An 18,533-nucleotide genomic window follows, 5' to 3' on the forward strand; every position below is an offset into this window, starting at 1 on the left:
TTCGGGAGCCGTGCCACTCGGCGGCCGACGGTCCCCCTGTGGCAGGGGCGTCCGGCGAGCACACAGCAGCGGCCTATTCTTCCACGGCCTGCGGCCTGCGCCAAAATCGGCCGTCCGGCGACGGCTGCCAGCCCAGGATGGAGAGGATCTCGCGGTCCTTCTTGTCGAAGGCGGAGGCCTCGCAGCGCTCGATCAGGTCGGGGCGGTTGCTCGCGGTCCGGCGGAAGGCCTCGTCCCGGCGCCATCGGGCGATCTTGCCGTGGTGGCCGCTGAGCAGCACGTCGGGGATGTCCCGGCCGCGCCACACCGGCGGCTTGGTGTAGACGGGCCCCTCCAGCAGGTTCGCCATCTCGCCGGGCGCGAAGGAGTCGTCCCGGTGCGACTCGGCGTTGCCGAGGACCCCGGGCAGCAACCGGGCCACGGCCTCGGTGACGACCAGGACGGCCGCCTCGCCGCCCGCCAGGACGTAGTCGCCGATGGAGACCTCGTACACCGGCATGCGCGTGGCGTACTCGTCCATCACGCGGCGGTCGATGCCCTCGTAGCGGGCGGGCGTGAAGATCAGCCAGGGCCGCTCGGAGAGCTCGACGGCCAGTGCCTGGGTGAACGGACGGCCGCTGGGCGTGGGGACCACCATGACGGGGCCGTGCGCGCCCGCCTCGTAGCCGTCGGCAAGCGCCTCGTCCAGTGCCTCGCCCCACGGCTCGGTCTTCATGACCATGCCGGGGCCGCCCCCGTACGGGGTGTCGTCGACCGTGTTGTGCCGGTCGTGGGTCCAGTCCCGCAGGTCGTGGACGTGGACGTCGAGCCGGCCGCGGGCGCGGGCCTTGCCGACGAGGGAGACGTTCAGCGGTTCCAGGTACTCGGGGAAGATCGTGACGACGTCGAGACGCATCAGGCGTCGCCCTCGGAGCTCGCGGCCTCGGCGTCACGGGTGGAGACGATCTCGGCGCGGTCGTCGATCAGCCCGGGCGGCGGGGTGATGACGCAGCGCTGCTCCTCCAGGTCGATCTCGGCGACGATCTCCTCGACGAAGGGGATCATCACCTCGGTGCCGTCGGGGCGCTCGACGATGAAGAGGTCCTGCGAGGGCAGGTGGGAGATCTCGGTGATCCGGCCGATCTCGGTGCCGTCCTCGAGCACCACGTCCAGGTCCATCAGCTGGTGGTCGTAGTACTCGTCCTCCTCCTCGGGCAGCTCCGCCGGGTCCACGTCGGCGATGAGGAGGGTGTTGCGCAGTGACTCCGCGGCGGTGCGGTCCTTGACGCCGGCGAAGCGCAGCATCAGCCGGCCGCTGTGCACCCGGCCCGTCTCGATGGTCAGCGGGCCGACCGAAGCCGGTTCGGTGCGCAGCACGGCGCCGGGGCTGAGCCGCAGTTCCGGCTCGTCCGTGCGCACCTCGACGCTGACCTCACCCTTGATGCCGTGGGCGCGGCCGATCCGCGCGACTACCAGCTCCACTGTCTGTGCCTCTCCTGTTCAGACGACGACGGGCCGGGGCGGGCACGTATGCCCTCCCCGGCCCGTGCCGGTGATTCAACTGCTCAGCGGACCTGGTCCACGTCGACGAGGTCGACGCGGATCCCCCGGCCGCCGATGGCGCCCACGACGGTACGCAGGGCACGTGCGGTGCGGCCGTTGCGGCCGATCACCTTGCCGAGGTCGTCGGGGTGGACCCGGACCTCCAGCACCTGCCCGCGGCGCAGGTTGCGCGAGGCGACCTGCACGTCGTCGGGGTTGTCCACAATGCCCTTCACGAGGTGCTCAAGAGCCTCCTCGAGCATGCTCAGGCCTCGGTCGACTCGGCGGCGGCCTCAGCCTCGTCCGCCTTCTTGTCGGCCTTCTTCTTCTGCGTGATGGCTTCGCCCTTGCCCTCGCCGATGCCCTCGAGGGCCTTGGCGAACTCGTCGAAGGAGCGACGCTTGTCTTCCTTCGTGGCCGGCTGCAGCAGCGGCGCGGGGGCCGGGAGGCCCTTGTGCGCCTGCCAGTCACCGGTGAGCTTCAGAATGGCGAGAACGGCCTCGGTCGGCTGGGCGCCGACAGAGAGCCAGTACTGGGCGCGCTCGCCGTTGACCTCGATGCGCGACGGGTTGTAGGTCGGCTGGTAGATGCCGATCTCCTCGATCGCGCGGCCGTCCCGGCGGGTGCGGGCGTCGGCGACGACGATGCGGTAGTGGGGAGAGCGGATCTTACCGAGGCGCTTGAGCTTGATCTTGACTGCCACTGGAGTGGTGTCTCCTGAACTTGACGTGGTTGGGCACATGAGATGCCACGTGGGGTTGCGGTACTCGGGTGCCCGATGGACGCGTCAGCCGGAGGAGAGAGGGGTCCTATGCGACTGTCGAGTACAGCTAGCCATTGTGCCATACGCCTGCGGCGCACTCGGCCGGGCGGGCAGGACGGACTGCCGCCGGCGGTACGGCGCCGCGGGGTGCCCTCACGTGCGCAGACCGGCCGCCCCGGTGGGGGCGGAGGTCCGGCACTCGCTTCGCCGTGGGGCGGTGGCCCCCAAGCGGGCGGGAGGGCGGTCAGGAGGCCGCCGCGATCGCGACTTCGGGGATGCGGAAGGGCTTCATGCAGCCGCCGCACACGATCGGCGCCTGGGCGAGCACGGAGGGGACGACCCGTACGTTGCGCCCGCAGTCGCAGACCGCCTTGACGCGTACGCCGCCGCCCGAGGAGCCGTGCCGGGCGGCGGGTCCGCGGAAAGTGCGCTTGGTGTCGGAGGCGGTGGCCGCGGTGTGCGCCTTGAGGGCGCGCTGCAGCCGCTCCATGGTGGGACGGTAGCGCCGCTTGGCCTCGGGATTGAGCGTGACCAGCGAGAAACCGCTGCTCGCGTGCGGCTCGTCGGAGTGGTCCAGCCCCATCTCCTCGGCGATCGCGAGGAATCTGCGGTTGTGGTAGCGGCCTGCGCGCGAGGTGTCACGGACACCGCGGGCGGCCGCGATGCCGTGGACTGCCTCGTGCAGCAGTCGCTCGAAGGAGAGTTCGGCGCCGCAGGCGGACGAGGACTCTCCGATCAGGGACTCGGGCGCGGCAAGGTCGGGCAGCTCGGGGTGGTACCGCTGAATGTCGGCCCACGCCTGCGCCAGCTCTGCGGCGAGAACAGGTGGTGTCGTGCTCACGTCGTGACAACGAGCCGGGGTGCCCGGGTGTTCCGATTCCGGGCCATTCCAAATTTTTTTGCACGTACCAGTCAGTTCATGCTCATGCGTCCGGACGAGGACGGGTGCGCCGAACTCAGGAGGAGTCGGTACGTAACGCCGACCAAAAAAGGACCGGCCCCGGCGCGCGGCACCAGCCGCACGCCGGGGCCCGGAAGCCTCGCGGCGTGATCAGTACGAGCGCGCCACGATCGCGAGGGTACCGGGAGCGTCGTCGGCGTCCGGCACGGACCCGTCCTCGGCCACCAGGCAGCGCACGGAGACGGCCTGCTCGGCCAGCTTCGCCTCGCCCTCCGCACCGAGGTCGGCCCACGGGATCCGCGCCCAGCCGCCGGCGACGGCGGCCTCGGCGGCCTCCTCGATGGTCGCGACGTCGCAGGTGCGGGACTCGCGGCGCTCGCGGGACTCGCGCAGGAGCTGCGCCTGGTCCTCGTCCAGCACCTTGGGCAGCAGGTCGACGAGGGCGTCGATCTGCACCGGGGTCTTGCCGCCCGGGATCCGGCGGGCGAGCATCGCGGTGCCGGCCTCCAGGTCGCGGGGGCCGATCTCGATGCGGACCGGCACGCCCTTGAGCTCCCAGTCCACGGCGCGGCGGCCGAAGGGGGTGTCGACGCGGTCGTCGACGTGCACGCGGATGCCGGCGGCCTTCAGCCGGTCGCCCAGCTCGCGGACCTTGGCGACGGCCTCGTCACCCTTGATCGCCATGACGACGACCTGGACGTGCGCGAGACGCGGCGGGACGCGCAGGCCGTTGTCGTCGCCGTGGGACATGATCAGGCCGCCGACCATGCGGGTCGAAACGCCCCACGAGGTCTGCCAGACGAGCTCCTGCTTGCCTTCCTTCGACAGGTACTGGGTGTTGAAGGCCTTGGCGAAGTTGGTGCCGAGCTCGTGGCTGGTGCCCATCTGCAGGGCCTTGCCGTCGCCCATCATGCCCTCGAGGGTGAGGGTGTTGATGGCGCCGGCGAAGCGCTCCTTGGCGGTCTTGCGGCCGAGCACGACGTCGATGCCGAGCACGTTCGTCATGAAGTCGCCGTAGACGTCGCGGTGGATGCGGGCGGCGTAGTCGCGGGCGTCCTCGTAGGTGGCGTGGGCCGTGTGGCCCTCCTGCCAGAGGAACTCGCTCGTGCGGAGGAAGACGCGGGGGCGCATCTCCCAGCGGACCACGTTGGCCCACTGGTTGATCAGCAGGGGCAGGTCGCGGTAGCTCTGGACCCACTTGGAGAAGTAGTCGTTGATGATCGTCTCGGACGTGGGCCGGACGACGACCGGCTCCTCCAGCTCCTTGCCGCCGCCGTGCGTGACGACCGCGAGCTCGGGGGCGAAGCCCTCGACGTGCTCGGCTTCCCGCGTCAGGTACGACTGCGGGATGAAGAGGGGGAAGTACGCGTTCTGGGCGCCCTGGTCCTTGATGCGGGCGTCCATCTCCTGCTGCATCCGCTCCCACAGGCCGTAGCCGTACGGTCGGATGACCATGGTGCCGCGGACCGGACCGTTGTCGGCCAGCTCGGCCTTGTTGATCAGATCCTGGTACCAGCGGGGGAAATCCTCCGCCTGCGGGGTGAGAACGGGTGCCTTTGCCATGCCGCGAATCGTACGGCGCCCGGCACAGGATGCGTGAATCGGGTGCCGCGCTCCTCTGGACGCGGGGGCGAATGGGGAGTTCCCTGGCAACGGGGGCTGGGGGGCGACACGGAATCAGGAGCGCTTCTTCGATGACACCGACGCCGACCGCGACGCTCGTCGCCCGGGACTGGGCGGAGATCCAGGAACGGATGCTGGTACCGCTGTACGAGGCGGTCTACGACCGGCTGGAGGTCGGGCCGGGTGACCGGCTGCTGGACCTCGACTGCGGGGCCGGCCTCGCCCTGCTGCTGGCGGCCGCGCGGGGAGCCGCGGCCACGGGCGTGGAGGCGGATCCGGCCCGGCGGGCACTGGCCCGCGAACGGCTGCTGGAGGTGCTGGCGGCCCCGCCCGCGGCGTCCGCGCCGCCCCGCCCCTACGACGCCCTGCTGGCCTTCTCCCCCACGCCGGCGGCCCTGGCCTCCGCCCTGCCGGCGGTCAGACGCGGCGGGGCCGTGGTGCTGGCCGACTGGGGTCCCGCCGAACGCTGCACGGTGCCCTCGGTGCTGGGCGGCGGTCCGGCGCCCGGGGACCTGGACGCGGTGGTGGAGCGCGCCGGGCTGCGGCCGGACGGTTCGGGGCGGGTGTTCTGCCCCTTCGGCTACGCGGACGTGGACAGCGCGGTGCGGGGGCTGTTGTCCACCGGGCTCTACGACGGCGCGTCCGATGCCGCGCTCGCGGAGAAGGAGCTCGCCGAGGCGCTTCACCCGTTCGAGCGGCCCGACGGCACCGTGTGGCTGCCGAACATCTTCCGGTACGTCATCGCCCGGGTGGCGTAACGGCCGCGGGGAGCATCGGGGCGGGTCGGAGCGGCACGTCGGCGAACGGAAGGGCCCCGACCGTGTGACCTGTGCTCACACCCGGGTCGGGGCCCTCGTCGCGGCTGTCCGCGTACTACTTCATGAACTTCTTGAACTCGTCCGGCAGGTCGAAGTCCTGACCGCCCTGACCGCCGGCGGGAAGGCCGAACGGGTTGGAAGCGGCCGCCGGGTCGACCACCTGCGGGCCCTGCTCGCGGCGGGCCGCGGCTGCGGCCTCCTCTTCCTTGCGCTTCATCGGGTTGCCGCTCTTGCGCTTGCCCTTGGCCTGCTTGACCTGCTTCTTCTGCCGGCCGGGACCGCCGCCCATCCCGGGGATGCCCGGCATGCCGGGCATGCCGCCGCCCTGGGCCATGCGGGACATCATCTTGCGGGCGTCGAAGAACCGCTCGACCAGCGACTTGACGGCGCTGACCTCGGTGCCGGAGCCCTTGGCGATACGGGCGCGGCGCGAGCCGTTGATGATCGTCGGGTCCTGGCGCTCGGCCGGGGTCATCGACTTGATGATGGCGGCGGTGCGGTCGACGTCGCGCTCGTCGATGTTGTTGATCTGGTCCTTGATCTGCCCCATGCCGGGCAGCATGCCGAGCAGCTTGGAGATGGAGCCCATCTTGCGGACCTGCTCCATCTGAGCCAGGAAGTCGTCGAGCGTGAACTCCTTGGGACCCTTGGCGAGCTTGGCCGCCATCTTCTCGGCCTCGGCCTGCGAGAAGGTCTTCTCGGCCTGCTCGATGAGGGTGAGCATGTCACCCATGTCGAGGATCCGGCCCGCCATGCGGTCGGGGTGGAAGGCGTCGAATTCGTCGAGCTTCTCGCCGTTCGAGGCGAACATGATCTGCTTGCCGGTGACGTGCGCGATGGAGAGCGCGGCACCGCCTCGGGCGTCGCCGTCGAGCTTGGAGAGCACCACGCCGTCGAAGCCGACGCCGTCGCGGAAGGCCTCGGCGGTGTTGACCGCGTCCTGGCCGATCATGGCGTCGACGACGAAGAGGATCTCGTCCGGGCTGACGGCGTCGCGGATGTCCGCGGCCTGCTGCATCAGCTCCTGGTCGATGCCGAGGCGGCCGGCGGTGTCGACGATGACGATGTCGAACTGCTTGGTGCGCGCGTACTCGACGGAGTCCTTCGCGACCTGGACCGGGTCGCCGACGCCGTTGCCGGGCTGGGGCGCGTACACGGCGACGCCGGCGCGCTCGGCGACGACGCTGAGCTGGTTGACGGCGTTGGGGCGCTGGAGGTCGCAGGCGACCAGGAGCGGGGCGTGGCCCTGCCCCTTCAGCCAGAGGCCGAGCTTTCCGGCGAGGGTGGTCTTACCCGCACCCTGCAGGCCGGCCAGCATGATCACGGTGGGGGCGGTCTTGGCGAAGCGCAGGCGCCGGGTCTCGCCACCGAGGATGGTGACGAGCTCGTCGTTGACGATCTTCAGGACCTGCTGGCCCGGGTTCAGGGCCTTGCTGACCTCTTCACCGCGCGCGCGTTCCTTGACGTTCGCGATGAAGGAGCGGACGACCGGGAGGGCGACGTCGGCCTCGAGGAGCGCGATACGGATTTCCCGGGCCGCTGCGTCGATGTCAGCCTCGGACAGCCGGCCTTTGCCGCGCAGGCCCTTGAAGGTATTCGCCAAGCGGTCGGAGAGCGTATCGAACACGGTGGTCGCGATTCCTCGGGTCGGGGGCGTTGTGGTCGTCCCCCAGGGTATCGGGCCCTTCCCCCGTCCGGGGACCTGCCTGCTCCTGGTGCCGTCCGCCGCTGCTCGGGAGCACCGGGCAGCGGCGTCGCACCCGGCTACGACAGGGCGGCCGCCACCGAGGCGGCGAGGGCGGCCGCGTCCGCGGCGTCGAGGGGCTTGCCCTCCGGGGTCGTCACGTACAGGGTGTCCACCGCGTTGGCGCCGAGCGTGGAGACGTGCGCACTGCGCACACGCACCCCGCCGCTCTCCAGCGCCCTTCCGACGCGGTGGAGCAGGCCGACGGCGTCGGGCGCACGCACCTCCAGCACCGTGGCCAGCGAGGAGACGTCCGGGACCACCGTGACCCGGGGCGGCGGCGGGACCACCCCGCGCCGGCGCGGGTAGGCCGCCTCGCGGTCCGCCAGTTTCGCCGGGACGTCCAGCGACCCGTCCAGGGCGCGCACCAGGTCGGTGCGCAGCCGGGCGGCCTCGGGCAGCGCCCCGTACTCGGCCGCCACCCGCCATCGCAGGACGAGGACCTCCCCCAGCCGGTCCGGGAGCTCCACGGAGCGCAGGTCCGCCGCCCGTACGGTGAGCCGGTGCAGGGCCAGCACGCCGGCCGCGGCGGGGAGGACCCCGGGCTGGTCGGGTACCGCCACCACGAGCTCCACGCCGACCGCGTCCTCTTCCTCCTGGCGGGTGTGGAGCGCCACGACGGGCTCGCGCGTGCGCAGCGCCTCCACCGCCAGGCGTTCCTGTTCGGCGCTCGGGATCTCCGGTTCCCGCTCGGCCGGGGCCGCGCCGCGCAGCACGGCGGCGACGCGCGCGACGAGGTCCGCCACGAGCGAGCCGCGCCAGGCGCTCCACGCGGCCGGCCCGGTGGCCAGGGCGTCCGCCTCGGTCAGGGCGTGCAGGATCTCCAGCGTGCCCACCGATCCGACGGCCTCGGCGACGGACCGGACGGTGGCCGGGTCGTCCAGGTCGCGCCGGGTCGCGGTGTCGATCAGCAGCAGGTGGTGGCGTACGAGAGCTCCCAGCACGGCGACGTCGCGGGCGTCGAAGCCCACCCGGGCGGCGACGTCCCGGGCGATGGTCTCCCCGGCGACGGAGTGGTCGCCGGGCCAGCCCTTGCCGATGTCGTGCAGGAGCGCGGCCATCAGCAGCAGGTCGGGGCGGCCGACCCGGCGGGTGAGGGCCGCGGCCCGCACGGCCGTCTCGATCAGGTGCCGGTCCACGGTCCAGGTGTGCACGGGGTTGCGCTGGGGGCGGCAGCGCACCCGCTCCCAGTCGGGGAGCAGCCGGGTGATCAGCCCCTCTGCCTCCATGGCCTCCCAGACGGCCACCGTAGGCTCCCCCGCGCCCAGGAGCGTGAGGAGTTGCTCACGGGCCTCGGCCGGCCAGGGCACCGGCAGGGCCCTGCCCTGCTGCGCGATTCGGCGTACGGCGTGCGGCGACACGGGGAGTCCGGCCTGCGCGGCCGCCGCGGCCAGCCGCAGGGCCAGCACGGCATCGCGGTCCGGGCGGGCGGCCAGGGCCAGGACGGCCTCCCCGTCGGACTCCACCACGCCTTCGGCCAGGGGTGCCCGGGCGGCGGTGGCGCCGCGGCCGCCCAGCAGCCCGCGGAGCCTGGGCCGGGCGGCGCGGGCCCGCAGCACCCGTCCGACCTCGCGCCAGGTCACGTCGCCCGCGTACGCGACCACGCGCGCGGCCTCGTAGACCTCGCGCAGCAGTGCGTCGGCGTCGAGCAGCCCCAGCCGCGCCGCGACCTGGTCCTGTTCCTGCAGGGAGAGCCGGTCGGTGGCCCGGCCGGTGACCAGGTGGAGGGCGTCACGCGCGTCCAGGAGCCGGCGGCGGGCCTCGGCGAGGCCTTCGCGCGGGGCGTCGGCGAGCCAGGAGGCGGCGACCGCCCGCAGCGCGGTGGCGTCCCGGAGACCGCCGCGGGCCTCCTTGAGGTCGGGTTCGAGCAGGAAGCGGAGCTCCCCGGCCCGCTCGGCCCGCTCCCGGCACAGGGAGTGCAGCTGCGGGAGGCGTTTGGGCGCCTGGTTGCGCCAGTCGGCCAGTACGGAGGTCCGCAGGCCCGCGAGGAGTCCGGCGTCGCCGGCGACCGTCCGGGCGTCCAGCAGGCCCAGGTGCACCTTGAGGTCCTCGGCGGCGGTCCTGCGGGCCTCGGCGGGGGTGCGTACCGAGTGGTCGAGGGCGACGCCGAGGTCCCACACCGGGTACCAGAGGCGGTCGGCGAGTGCACTGAGCGCCCGGGGCTCGGCCTTGCCGTCGTGCAGCAGCAGGAGGTCGAGGTCGCTGCGGGGGGAGAGTTCGGCCCTGCCGTAGCCGCCGACGGCCACGAGGGTGGCGCCGCGGACGCCGGTCTCGCGTACGGCGGTGGCGAAGAGGGCGTTCAGCCATGCGTCGGTCAGTCCGGCCAGGGCGGAACGCCGCGAGGGCCCGGACCGCGACTCCTCCTGGAGGAGTCGCAGCCGGGCCGCGGCGTATCCGCTGGGTCCCGAGTCGGCCGTGTGGTCCGTGGTGTCTTCCGTGCTCGTCACCCAGCAGCTCCCGTCAGCCTCAGAGCGCGTCGGCGCCGCGCTCGCCGGTGCGGACCCGGACGACCGAGTCCACGGGGACGCTCCACACCTTGCCGTCGCCGATCTTGCCGGTGGACGCCGCGCTCACGACGACCCGGATGAGCTCTTCGGCGTCGGAGTCCTCGACCAGCACCTCGATGCGGATCTTGGGGACGAGGTCGACCTGGTACTCGGCGCCCCGGTAGACCTCGGTGTGGCCGCGCTGGCGGCCGTAGCCGCTGGCCTCGCTGACCGTGAGGCCCTGCACTCCGAAGGCCTGGAGGGCTTCCTTGATCTCGTCCAGCTTGTGCGGCTTGACGATCGCGGTGATCAGCTTCATGCGTCAACCTTCTTGCTCGCGGCGGGGGGGAGGGGGGCGGCGGTGCTCCGCGCGGCGGCTCCGCCACCGGCGCCGCTGAAGTCGTATGCGGTCTCGGCGTGTTCGCTCTGGTCGATGCCGGCGACCTCGACGTCTTCGGCGACGCGCATCCCGATCGTCTTGTCGAGCAGGAAGGCGAGCCCCGCGGATGCCACCAGAGAGTAGGCGAGGACCGAGAAGACTCCGATGGCCTGCTTGCCGAGCTGCTCCAGGCCGCCGCCGTAGAAGAGGCCGGCCACGTCGGACTGGACCCCGCCGGTGGCGAAGAGGCCGACGAGCAGGGAGCCGGCGATGCCGCCGACGAGGTGGACGCCGACGACGTCGAGGGAGTCGTCGTAGCCGAACTTGTACTTGAGGCCCACCGCCATGGCGCACAGCACACCGGCGATGGCGCCGACGGCGATCGCGCCGAGCGGGCTGACGGCGCCGCCGGCCGGGGTGATGGCGACGAGGCCGGCGACCGCGCCGGAGGCGGCGCCGAGGGTGGTGAAGGAGCCGTGCCGCAGCTTCTCGTAGGCCAGCCAGGCCAGCATGGCGGCGGCGGTGGCGACCTGGGTGTTGACGAACATGACCGCGCCGACGCCGTCGTCGTTGCCGAGCCAGGAGCCCGCGTTGAATCCGAACCAGCCGAACCAGAGGAGACCGGCGCCCAGCATCACGAGGGGCAGGCTGTGGGGGCGCATCGGGTCCTTCTTGAAGCCGACGCGCTTGCCGATGACGAGGATCACTCCGAGGGCGGCGGCGCCGGCGTTGATGTGGACGGCGGTGCCGCCGGCGAAGTCGATGACGCCCAGCTCGAAGAGCCAGCCGCCGGCGCCCCATACCCAGTGGGCGACGGGGAAGTAGACCACGGTGACCCACAGCGCGGTGAAGAGGACCCAGGCGCTGAACTTCACGCGGTCGGCGAGGGCGCCGCTGATCAGGGCCGGGGTGATGACGGCGAACATCAGCTGGAAGACGGCGAAGACGTAGACCGGGATGGTGTAGCCGTCCCAGAGTTCGGTGATGCCGATGCCGCTGAGGCCCACGTAGTCGGAGTTCCAGCCGATGAGGGAGCCGGAGTCGGTGCCGAAGGCGAGGCTGAAGCCGTAGAGCACCCAGAGGATCGTGACGATCCCGAGGCTGATGAAGCTCATCATCAGCATGTTGAGGCTGCTCTTGACGCGGACCATGCCTCCGTAGAAGAAGGCGAGTCCGGGGGTCATCAGCATGACCAGGGCGGAGCAGATGAGCATGAACCCGGTGTTCGCGGCAGACAGCGTCGGGGCGTCTGCAGCGAGGGTCGTGATGGCTGATGCCATCGGCGTCTCCTCGTCGTCGGTACGTTCGCGTGCGGGCGATCGTGAAAGCCTGAGCGGCGGCAGAAGGAACTGGCCGGTTATTGGCCATGAGATTCGCGCAGGCCGGTTTCCGGTGGCGCCGCCCGATGTTTCGCGCCCGTGACGAAGAGGTCCGTGCTGTTACGCGGCGATGAACACCGCGGCGATCGATTGGGCAACCGCGACGGCGGGTGACCGCCTCCGCGAGGCGGCGGCGGATCGGCCGCGAAGAACAGCCGGCCGCGGCAGCACCCGGGCGTCCTGGCTGGGGGAGCCTGATCGGGTTTCTCGGGGTGACTGCCGCGGCCGGGGCCTCGGGGACGGCCTTTTACAGGGCCGTCAGACGGCCTCCGCGGCTTCGGGGAGCCGGGAGGCGAGGTGATCGGTGAGCCGGACCACCTCGGCGACGTCGCCGTATTCACGGGCGGCGCTGTCCACGGTCTTGCGCAGGCGGGTGTTCACCCGTTCGGAGCGAACCTTTCCCGCCACGTCGAGGGCCCGGCCGACGAGGGAGGCAGCCTGCTCGGGCTCGCGCTGGAGCAGGTGGACGGTGGCCATGCCGATGAGGTTCAGGGCGTAGGAGCGCTGGTGCTCCTGGTCCTTCTCGAAGAGCTCGACGGCCCGCTCCATGACGGGTTCGGCGAGGGACGCGTACATGGGACTGCGCCCGGCGACGTAGGCCAGGTCCCGGTACGAGTGGGAGTTCTCGCCGTTCAGCTCGGCCTCGGAGAAGAAGCGGATCCAGTCCGGCTCCGGCTCGTCGGCGAAGCCGACGTCGGAGAAGGTGTCCTCGGCCATCCGCACGGCCCGCTTGCAGCGGCTGGGCTGGCCCATGTTGGCGTAGGCGCGGGCCTCCATCGCATACAGCATGGCCTGGGTGCGCGGGCCGGCGCAGTCGCGGCTGCCGTACTGCGCGAGGTGGACGAGTTCGAGGGCGTCCTCGGGCCGGCCCAGGTGGATCATCTGGCGGCTCATCCCGGAGAGGATGTAGGAGCCGAGCGGCTTGTCCCCGGCCTCCTTGGCGGCGTGCAGCGCGAGGACGAAGTACTTCTGCGCGGTGGGGTGCAAGCCGATGTCGTAGCTCATCCAGCCGGCCAGTTCGGCCAGTTCCGCGGCGACCTTGAAGAGCCGCTTCATGACGGGGGCGGGGTGGTTCTCCTGGAGCAGGTCGGTGACCTCGTGGAGCTGGCCCACGACGGCCTTGCGGCGCAGGCCGCCCCCGCACTGGGCGTCCCACTGGCGGAACATCACGGTGGTGGCGTCGAGGAGGTCGAGTTCCGGTTCGGAGAGCCGGGGCGGGCGGTGGCCGCCGAGGGCCCCCGTCGGCCCCGCCCCGCGCGGTCCCGGGTCGGCGGCCGGGGCGGGAACGAGCCAGCGCTGCATGGGCTCGATGAGGGCGGGGCCGGCGGAGAGGGCGAGGGAGGTCCCGAGGAAGCCGCGGCGGGCCAGCATCAGGTCGCTGCGGGAGAACTCGCCGAGGAGCTCGACGGTCTGCGGGCCGGCCCAGGGCAGGTCGACCCCGGAGACGGAGGGGGTCTGGTGGGCGGTGCGCAGGCCGAGCTGTTCGATGGCGACGACGGAGCCGAAACGCTCGGAGAACAGCTCGGACAGGATGCGCGGGACGGGCTCACGGGGCTGTTCGCCGTCCAGCCAGCGGCGCACCCGGGAGGTGTCGGTGCTGATGTGGTGGGCGCCCATCTGCCGGGCCCTGCGGTTGACCTGTCGGGCGAGCTCGCCCTTCGACCATCCGCTGCGGACGAACCACGAGGTCAGCTGGTCGTTGCGCGCAGCAGCACCCTCGATCGTTCCGCTTGCGCCGTTGCCGCTCACTGGAACGCCCCCATCCGCTCAGCCTCTTCCATACGAAACCCTGGCCGGTACGCCGAGCGTCACCACGGACCTTCACAGGTCCTTCACGCATTGCCTCCGGCATACCCACGCACGGGCCCGCCTCAGGGTTCGTGTACCGAAAGTAATCCTACGATCACCCCTGCGGCGAGGTTGTTTCCAGAAACGCCACCATTCGCCACCCCTTCGAATGAACCCGCCACCGGCCAGGCGCGATTCACTTGACACCAAGGTGAAACGGACCGGTTGGACTGGAGTGCGCTTGGGGCGCGCGCGGCGAGGAGTGCGCCGGGCAGCAACGGCGGGCACTCCCCGGCGACCCCGCGGCCGACCGCCGTGCGGCCCCGGCGGCGGACTCCGCCGACGTCCTCACCAAGGCGTCGTAACCACCGGCGCGTCCGACCCGTTGGAGGGGGCATGGGCATGGGCTTCACGATCGGCGGCAGCCGCGGTACCAGGGAGTTCCGTTCCGGCACCCGGCGCCGCGGCCGGACCTCGGAGTGCACGGCGGTGGCGGAGTACACCGGGCTGTGGGGCTGGGACGTGGTCCCCGGGGCCCGCGCCGCGGCCCCCTCGCGCGACTGCTCCTGCGGGGACGCCCGGTGCGCCGCGCCCGGCGCGCACCCCCTGGCCCTCGCCCCGACGGTCCCGGCCGGAGCCACCCTCGACGAGGTCACCGAGGCCTGGGGCGGCTACCCGGGCGCCGCGGTCCTGCTCCCGGTGGGCCGCGCCTTCGACGTCCTCGAGGTCTCCGAGGAGGCCGGGCGGCGCGCACTGGTGCGACTGGAGCGGATGGGGCTGCCGCTCGGCCCCGTCATCGTCACCGCGGACGGCCGGGCGCAGTTCTTCGTGGCTCCCGGCGCGGCGGCGGAGCTGCCGCAGCTGCTGTACCGGATGGGCTGGGACGACGCCGATCTGGACCTGCGCGCCCTGGGGCCGGGAACCTTCGTGACGGCCCCGCCCCCGGACCGGGCCGGGCTCGGCCAGGTCGGCTGGCTGCGGCCGCCCGCGCTCGACTCCGCCGGGGGTCCGCCGCAGGCCCGGCTGCTGCTGGGCACCCTGGCGTACATCTGCCACCGTTTCCGTCGCTGAGCGGTGCACACGCCGGTGCCCCCGCGTTCCGTTCGGAAGGCGGGGGCACCGGCGTGTGCGCGGGCCGTGCTCAGTCGCCGATCAGGGCGTCCACGAACGCTTCGGGCTCGAACGGGGCCAGGTCGTCGGCGCCCTCCCCGAGTCCGATGAGCTTGACCGGGACGCCCAGCTCGCGCTGGACGGCGACGACGATGCCGCCCTTGGCCGTGCCGTCGAGCTTGGTCAGCACGATGCCGGTGATGTCCACGACCTCGGCGAAGACGCGCGCCTGGGTCAGGCCGTTCTGCCCGGTGGTGGCGTCCAGGACCAGCAGGATCTCGTCCAGCGGGCCGTGCTTCTCGACGACGCGCTTGACCTTTCCGAGCTCGTCCATGAGGCCGGTCTTGGTGTGCAGGCGGCCGGCGGTGTCGATGAGCACGACGTCGGCGCCCTCGGCGATGCCCTCCTTGACCGCGTCGTAGGCGATCGAGGCCGGGTCGCCGCCCTCGGGGCCGCGCACGGTGCGGGCGCCGACGCGCTCGCCCCACGTCTGCAGCTGGTCGGCGGCGGCGGCGCGGAAGGTGTCGGCCGCCCCGAGCACCACGCTGCGGCCGTCGGCGACGAGCACCCGCGCCAGCTTGCCGGTGGTGGTGGTCTTGCCGGTGCCGTTGACGCCGACGACCATGATCACGCCGGGGGTGTCCTCGCCGCTCTCGGTCTTCACGGCGCGGTCGAAGTCGGTGCCGACCAGGGTCAGCAGCTCCTCCTTGAGCAGGGTGCGCAGGTCCGCCGGGGTACGGGTGCCGAGGACCTTGACCCGCTCGCGGAGGCGCTCGACGAGCTCCTGGGTCGGCACGACGCCGACATCGGCGATGAGGAGGGTCTCCTCGATCTCCTCCCAGGTGTCCTCGTCGAGGTGCTCGCGCGAGAGCAGCGTGAGCAGCCCCTTGCCGAGGGAGTTCTGCGACCGGGCGAGGCGGGCGCGCAGCCGGACCAGGCGGCCGGCGGTGGGCTCGGGCACCTCGATCTCGGGGGCGGCCGGGACCTCGGGCTCGACGACGACGGGCGCCGCTGCGGGAGCCTCGGCCTCCGGGAGTCCGACCTCCTCGATCGTGCGGCGCGGCTCTTCCGCCGTCTCTACGGCGTCCTCCCCCACCTGCGGCTCGGCAGGCGGGGCAGTGATGGTCGGCGTACTCGGCGGTGCCGGGGGCGGCAGCTGCTTCTTCTTGCGGCTGCTGACCACGAGCCCGCTGATCGCACCGACCGCGACCAGGGCGATGACTACAGCAAGGATGAGGATGTCCATAACCCCACCAGTATCGGCTACGGCCACCTCGGAGCCGCTGAACCCGGACGTTCGGACCGGGACGTGAGCCTGTGGATCGGCGTCTTCGGCGTGGACGTGCCGCGCCGGCTGTACGCCGTACCGCCGCGCACGGCGCCCGCCGGGCCGGCTCCCGCGCCGGAGCAGGAGCCCGAGCTCGCCGGACCACTGTCCAACTGACGTCGCGTCAGCTAACGTCCCCCTTCGCCAGCCCACCCCATCCGGCGAAGGGGGACTTCTCCATGCCCATCACCGTGGCCCGGTTCAATCTCGTCGACCCCGGCGGCACCCCCGAGTCCCTCTCCGCCCGCTACAAGGCGGCACTGGAGATGGCGCGCTACGCCGACGACCGGGGGATCGACACCGTCCAGACCGAGGAGCACCACGGCACGGACAACAACTGGCTGCCCTCCCCCTTCGCCTTCGCGGGCGCGGTCTTCGGCGCGACCCGCCGGATCGCCGTCACCGTCTCGGCGATCATCGGTCCGCTGTACGACCCGCTGAAGGTCGCCGAGGACATCGCCGTCCTCGACCTGCTGAGCGGCGGGCGCCTGGTCACGGTCGCGGGGATCGGCTACCGGCCCGAGGAGTACGAGCAGCACGGCGTGGAGTGGGGCCGGCGCGGCCGGCTCCAGGACGAGCTGCTGGAGACCCTGCCGAAGGCGTGGACCGGCGAGCCCTTCGAGTTCCGCGGCCGCACGGTACGGGTCACCCCGACGCCCTTCACCCGGCCGCACCCGCTGCTGCTGGTGGGAGGCAGCTCGGAGGCGGCAGCGCGCCGCGCCGCCCGGCTCGGGCTGCCCTTCTTCCCCAGCGCGCACCTGCCGGAGCTGGAGGCGTACTACACGGCGCGGCTGGCGGAGTACGGCACGGAGGGCTTCTGCATGATGCCCGCGGCCGAGACCCCCCTGCTGCACATCGCGGAGGACCCCGACCGGGTCTGGGCGCAGTACGGGGAGCACTTCCTGCACGAGGCGGGGATGTACGCGTCCTGGCAGTCCAAGGACATCCGCAGCGCCGTACGGTCGGCCGCGCGGTCGGTGGCGGAGCTGCGCGCGGAGGGCGTCTACCGGGTCCTCACTCCGGACGAGGCGGTCGCGTACGGGCGGAGGGCCGGCGAGGCGGGGAACCTGGTGCTGCACCCGCTGTGCGGCGGGATGCCGCTGGACGAGGGCTGGCGCAGCCTGCACCTGCTGTGCGAACAGGTACTGCCCCGGCTCAAGGGCTGAGCCGGGGCAGTACCGAGGAGAAGGGGTGGTGGCGGGGAGGGTTACCCCATCTCCTCCAGCGCCTTGCCCTTGGTCTCCGGCACCCACTTGAGGACGAACGGGATCGAGAGCAGTGCGAAGACGGTGTAGATCACGTATGCGCCGGACAGGCTCCAGTCCGAGAGGGACGGGAACGAGACGGTGATGACCCAGTTGGCGATCCACTGGGCCGAGGCGGCGACGCCGAGCGCCGCGGCACGGATGCGGTTCGGGAACATCTCGCCGAGCAGCACCCAGACCACCACGCCCCAGGACAGGGCGAAGAAGAGCACGAAGGTGTGCGCGGCCACCAGGGCCACCGCGGCCTGGGCGTCGGGCATGGTGATGTCGTCGCCGGTGCCGGAGGTGAAGGAGAACGCCCACGCGCACAGGCCGAGGGAGACGGCCATGCCCGCCGAGCCGATGAGGGCGAGCGGTTTGCGGCCGATCCGGTCGACGAAGATCATCGCGATCACCGTGCCGACGATGTTGATGATCGACGTGGTGAAGGAGTAGAGGAACGAGCTGGACGGGTCGATGCCGACGGACTGCCACAGCGAGGAGCTGTAGTAGAAGATCACGTTGATGCCGACGAGCTGCTGGAAGACCGAGAGGCCGATACCGATCCAGACGATCGGCAGGAAGCCGAAGCGGCCGCCGAGCAGGTCCTTGAAGGTGGACTTGTGCTCGGAGTGCATCGCGTGCTCGATATCGCGGACGCGCCCGTCCAGGTCGACCTTGGAGCCCTCGACCTCGGCCAGCACCTTCTTGGCCTCGTCGGTGCGGCCGACGGAGACCAGGAAGCGCGGGGACTCCGGGATGACGAAGGACAGCAGCCCGTAGAGGACGGCCGGGACGACCATGACGCCCAGCATCCACTGCCAGGCCTCCAGGCCGCCGATCTCGCCGCGCTGGTCGCCGTCGGCGAGGTTGAGGATGCCCCAGTTGACGAGCTGGGAGACGGCGATGCCGATGACGATGGCGGCCTGCTGGAAGGAGGCGAGCCGGCCGCGGTAGGCGGGCGGGGACACCTCGGCGATGTAGGCGGGGCCGATGACGGAGGCCATGCCGATGCCGAAGCCGCCGATCACGCGCCACATGGCGAGGTCCCAGAGGGCGAACGGCAGGGCCGAACCGATGGCGCTGGCGGTGAAGAGGACGGCCGCGATCTGCATGCAGCGGATGCGGCCGATCCGGTCGGCCAGTCGGCCTGCGGTGGCGGCGCCGATGGCGCAGCCGATCAGCGCGGCGGCGATCACCTGGGCGAGTGCCTCGGAGCCGACGTGGAACCGCTCGCGGATCGCGACGACGGCCCCGTTGATGACGGAGCTGTCGTACCCGAAGAGGAAGCCGCCCATGGCAGCGGCCGCCGTGATGAAGATGACGTGGCCGAGGTGGTCGGGCTGGGGCGAGGCTCCGCCGCCAGGCGCCGAGGCCCGCGATGTGCTGCTGGTCAAGGTGTGCTCCGTGGGGTTTCGTCCGTCTTCACAGTGGCGCACAGTTCAAGATC

At 72.0% G+C, this 18,533-nt stretch carries 17 protein-coding genes; 4 read left to right on the top strand and 13 right to left on the bottom strand.

Features of this window, described 5'->3' with window-relative positions:
- Window positions 1–73: 73 nt before the first annotated feature.
- From trmD to proS, 6 genes are all read right to left on the bottom strand, one after another.
- Window positions 74–895, bottom strand: a complete 822-nt coding sequence (trmD, locus tag ACZ3X1_RS11040; protein WP_356810526.1) for a tRNA (guanosine(37)-N1)-methyltransferase TrmD — start codon at window positions 893–895, stop codon at window positions 74–76.
- On the bottom strand, window positions 895–1,461 hold the full coding sequence (gene rimM / locus ACZ3X1_RS11045; protein WP_390076166.1) for a ribosome maturation factor RimM: 567 nt from the start codon (window positions 1,459–1,461) through the stop codon (window positions 895–897). Before rimM ends, trmD begins: the two co-directional genes overlap by 1 nt.
- Window positions 1,462–1,544: 83 nt before the next feature.
- Window positions 1,545–1,784 (bottom strand): RNA-binding protein, encoded by a 240-nt coding sequence (locus ACZ3X1_RS11050; protein WP_007266827.1) that lies wholly within the window; start codon window positions 1,782–1,784, stop codon window positions 1,545–1,547.
- Window positions 1,785–1,786: 2 nt separating this feature from the next.
- Window positions 1,787–2,224 carry a 30S ribosomal protein S16 gene (rpsP, locus tag ACZ3X1_RS11055; RefSeq protein WP_030031059.1) on the bottom strand — a complete coding sequence of 146 codons (438 nt, stop codon included), beginning with the start codon at window positions 2,222–2,224 and terminating at the stop codon, window positions 1,787–1,789.
- Between the two features lie 304 nt (window positions 2,225–2,528).
- Window positions 2,529–3,125 carry a hypothetical protein gene (locus ACZ3X1_RS11060; protein ID WP_356810528.1) on the bottom strand — a complete coding sequence of 199 codons (597 nt, stop codon included), beginning with the start codon at window positions 3,123–3,125 and terminating at the stop codon, window positions 2,529–2,531.
- A 210-nt stretch (window positions 3,126–3,335) separates the two neighbouring features.
- Complete coding sequence (gene proS, locus ACZ3X1_RS11065) at window positions 3,336–4,748, bottom strand: proline--tRNA ligase (protein ID WP_362624580.1); 1,413 nt, start codon at window positions 4,746–4,748, stop codon at window positions 3,336–3,338.
- A 131-nt stretch (window positions 4,749–4,879) separates the two neighbouring features.
- On the opposite strand from proS, the gene ACZ3X1_RS11070 reads away from it, so the two are divergent.
- Entirely contained in the window at window positions 4,880–5,566 is a 687-nt protein-coding gene (locus ACZ3X1_RS11070) for a methyltransferase type 11 (protein WP_362624582.1), read from the top strand.
- A 115-nt stretch (window positions 5,567–5,681) separates the two neighbouring features.
- Here ACZ3X1_RS11070 and ffh read toward each other — a convergent pair whose 3' ends face one another.
- The 5 genes from ffh to nsdA all read right to left on the bottom strand — a co-directional run bounded on the left by ffh (window position 5,682) and on the right by nsdA (window position 13,363).
- Complete coding sequence (gene ffh / locus ACZ3X1_RS11075; RefSeq protein ID WP_356810531.1) at window positions 5,682–7,253, bottom strand: signal recognition particle protein; 1,572 nt, start codon at window positions 7,251–7,253, stop codon at window positions 5,682–5,684.
- Window positions 7,254–7,390: 137 nt separating this feature from the next.
- Window positions 7,391–9,817, bottom strand: a complete 2,427-nt coding sequence (locus ACZ3X1_RS11080; protein WP_467278766.1) for a [protein-PII] uridylyltransferase — start codon at window positions 9,815–9,817, stop codon at window positions 7,391–7,393.
- Between the two features lie 19 nt (window positions 9,818–9,836).
- Window positions 9,837–10,175, bottom strand: coding sequence for a P-II family nitrogen regulator (locus tag ACZ3X1_RS11085; RefSeq protein ID WP_030844530.1), 339 nt, complete (start codon window positions 10,173–10,175; stop codon window positions 9,837–9,839).
- Window positions 10,172–11,515, bottom strand: coding sequence for an ammonium transporter (locus tag ACZ3X1_RS11090; protein WP_467278769.1), 1,344 nt, complete (start codon window positions 11,513–11,515; stop codon window positions 10,172–10,174). Before ACZ3X1_RS11090 ends, ACZ3X1_RS11085 begins: the two co-directional genes overlap by 4 nt.
- Window positions 11,516–11,872: 357 nt before the next feature.
- Window positions 11,873–13,363, bottom strand: a complete 1,491-nt coding sequence (nsdA, locus tag ACZ3X1_RS11095) for a transcriptional repressor NsdA (protein ID WP_390076161.1) — start codon at window positions 13,361–13,363, stop codon at window positions 11,873–11,875.
- A 441-nt stretch (window positions 13,364–13,804) separates the two neighbouring features.
- Between nsdA and ACZ3X1_RS11100 the strand changes: the two genes are divergently transcribed.
- A complete protein-coding gene (locus ACZ3X1_RS11100) occupies window positions 13,805–14,473 on the top strand; it encodes a bifunctional DNA primase/polymerase (RefSeq protein ID WP_467278771.1) in 669 nt (222 codons plus the stop codon).
- A gap of 70 nt (window positions 14,474–14,543) precedes the next feature.
- On the opposite strand, the gene ftsY is transcribed toward ACZ3X1_RS11100, so the two are convergent.
- Window positions 14,544–15,758 carry a signal recognition particle-docking protein FtsY gene (ftsY, locus tag ACZ3X1_RS11105; RefSeq protein ID WP_390076158.1) on the bottom strand — a complete coding sequence of 405 codons (1,215 nt, stop codon included), beginning with the start codon at window positions 15,756–15,758 and terminating at the stop codon, window positions 14,544–14,546.
- 63 nt (window positions 15,759–15,821) lie between these two features.
- Between ftsY and ACZ3X1_RS11110 the strand changes: the two genes are divergently transcribed.
- Together ACZ3X1_RS11110 and ACZ3X1_RS11115 are read left to right on the top strand one after the other, a co-directional pair.
- Entirely contained in the window at window positions 15,822–15,956 is a 135-nt protein-coding gene (locus ACZ3X1_RS11110) for a hypothetical protein (RefSeq protein WP_362624594.1), read from the top strand.
- A 62-nt stretch (window positions 15,957–16,018) separates the two neighbouring features.
- Entirely contained in the window at window positions 16,019–17,005 is a 987-nt protein-coding gene (locus tag ACZ3X1_RS11115) for an LLM class flavin-dependent oxidoreductase (RefSeq protein ID WP_390076156.1), read from the top strand.
- Window positions 17,006–17,046: 41 nt separating this feature from the next.
- On the opposite strand, the gene ACZ3X1_RS11120 is transcribed toward ACZ3X1_RS11115, so the two are convergent.
- Window positions 17,047–18,480: a sugar porter family MFS transporter gene (locus ACZ3X1_RS11120; protein WP_356810539.1), complete on the bottom strand. Its 1,434-nt coding sequence runs from the start codon at window positions 18,478–18,480 to the stop codon at window positions 17,047–17,049.
- Window positions 18,481–18,533: the final 53 nt, after the last annotated feature.

The organism is Streptomyces sp. NPDC023541, from assembly GCF_055559995.1.

Bases quoted from the DNA above. Each gene is read 5' to 3' on its own strand.
- ftsY (WP_390076158.1), bottom strand. From the start codon at position 15,758: ATGGACATCCTCATCCTTGCTGTAGTCATCGCCCTGGTCGCGGTCGGT.
- ACZ3X1_RS11115 (WP_390076156.1), top strand. From the start codon at position 16,019: ATGCCCATCACCGTGGCCCGGTTCAATCTCGTCGACCCCGGCGGCACC.
- ACZ3X1_RS11085 (WP_030844530.1), bottom strand. From the start codon at position 10,175: ATGAAGCTGATCACCGCGATCGTCAAGCCGCACAAGCTGGACGAGATC.
- ACZ3X1_RS11090 (WP_467278769.1), bottom strand. From the start codon at position 11,515: ATGGCATCAGCCATCACGACCCTCGCTGCAGACGCCCCGACGCTGTCT.
- ACZ3X1_RS11050 (WP_007266827.1), bottom strand. From the start codon at position 1,784: ATGCTCGAGGAGGCTCTTGAGCACCTCGTGAAGGGCATTGTGGACAAC.
- proS (WP_362624580.1), bottom strand. From the start codon at position 4,748: ATGGCAAAGGCACCCGTTCTCACCCCGCAGGCGGAGGATTTCCCCCGC.
- ACZ3X1_RS11100 (WP_467278771.1), top strand. From the start codon at position 13,805: ATGGGCTTCACGATCGGCGGCAGCCGCGGTACCAGGGAGTTCCGTTCC.
- trmD (WP_356810526.1), bottom strand. From the start codon at position 895: ATGCGTCTCGACGTCGTCACGATCTTCCCCGAGTACCTGGAACCGCTG.
- ACZ3X1_RS11070 (WP_362624582.1), top strand. From the start codon at position 4,880: ATGACACCGACGCCGACCGCGACGCTCGTCGCCCGGGACTGGGCGGAG.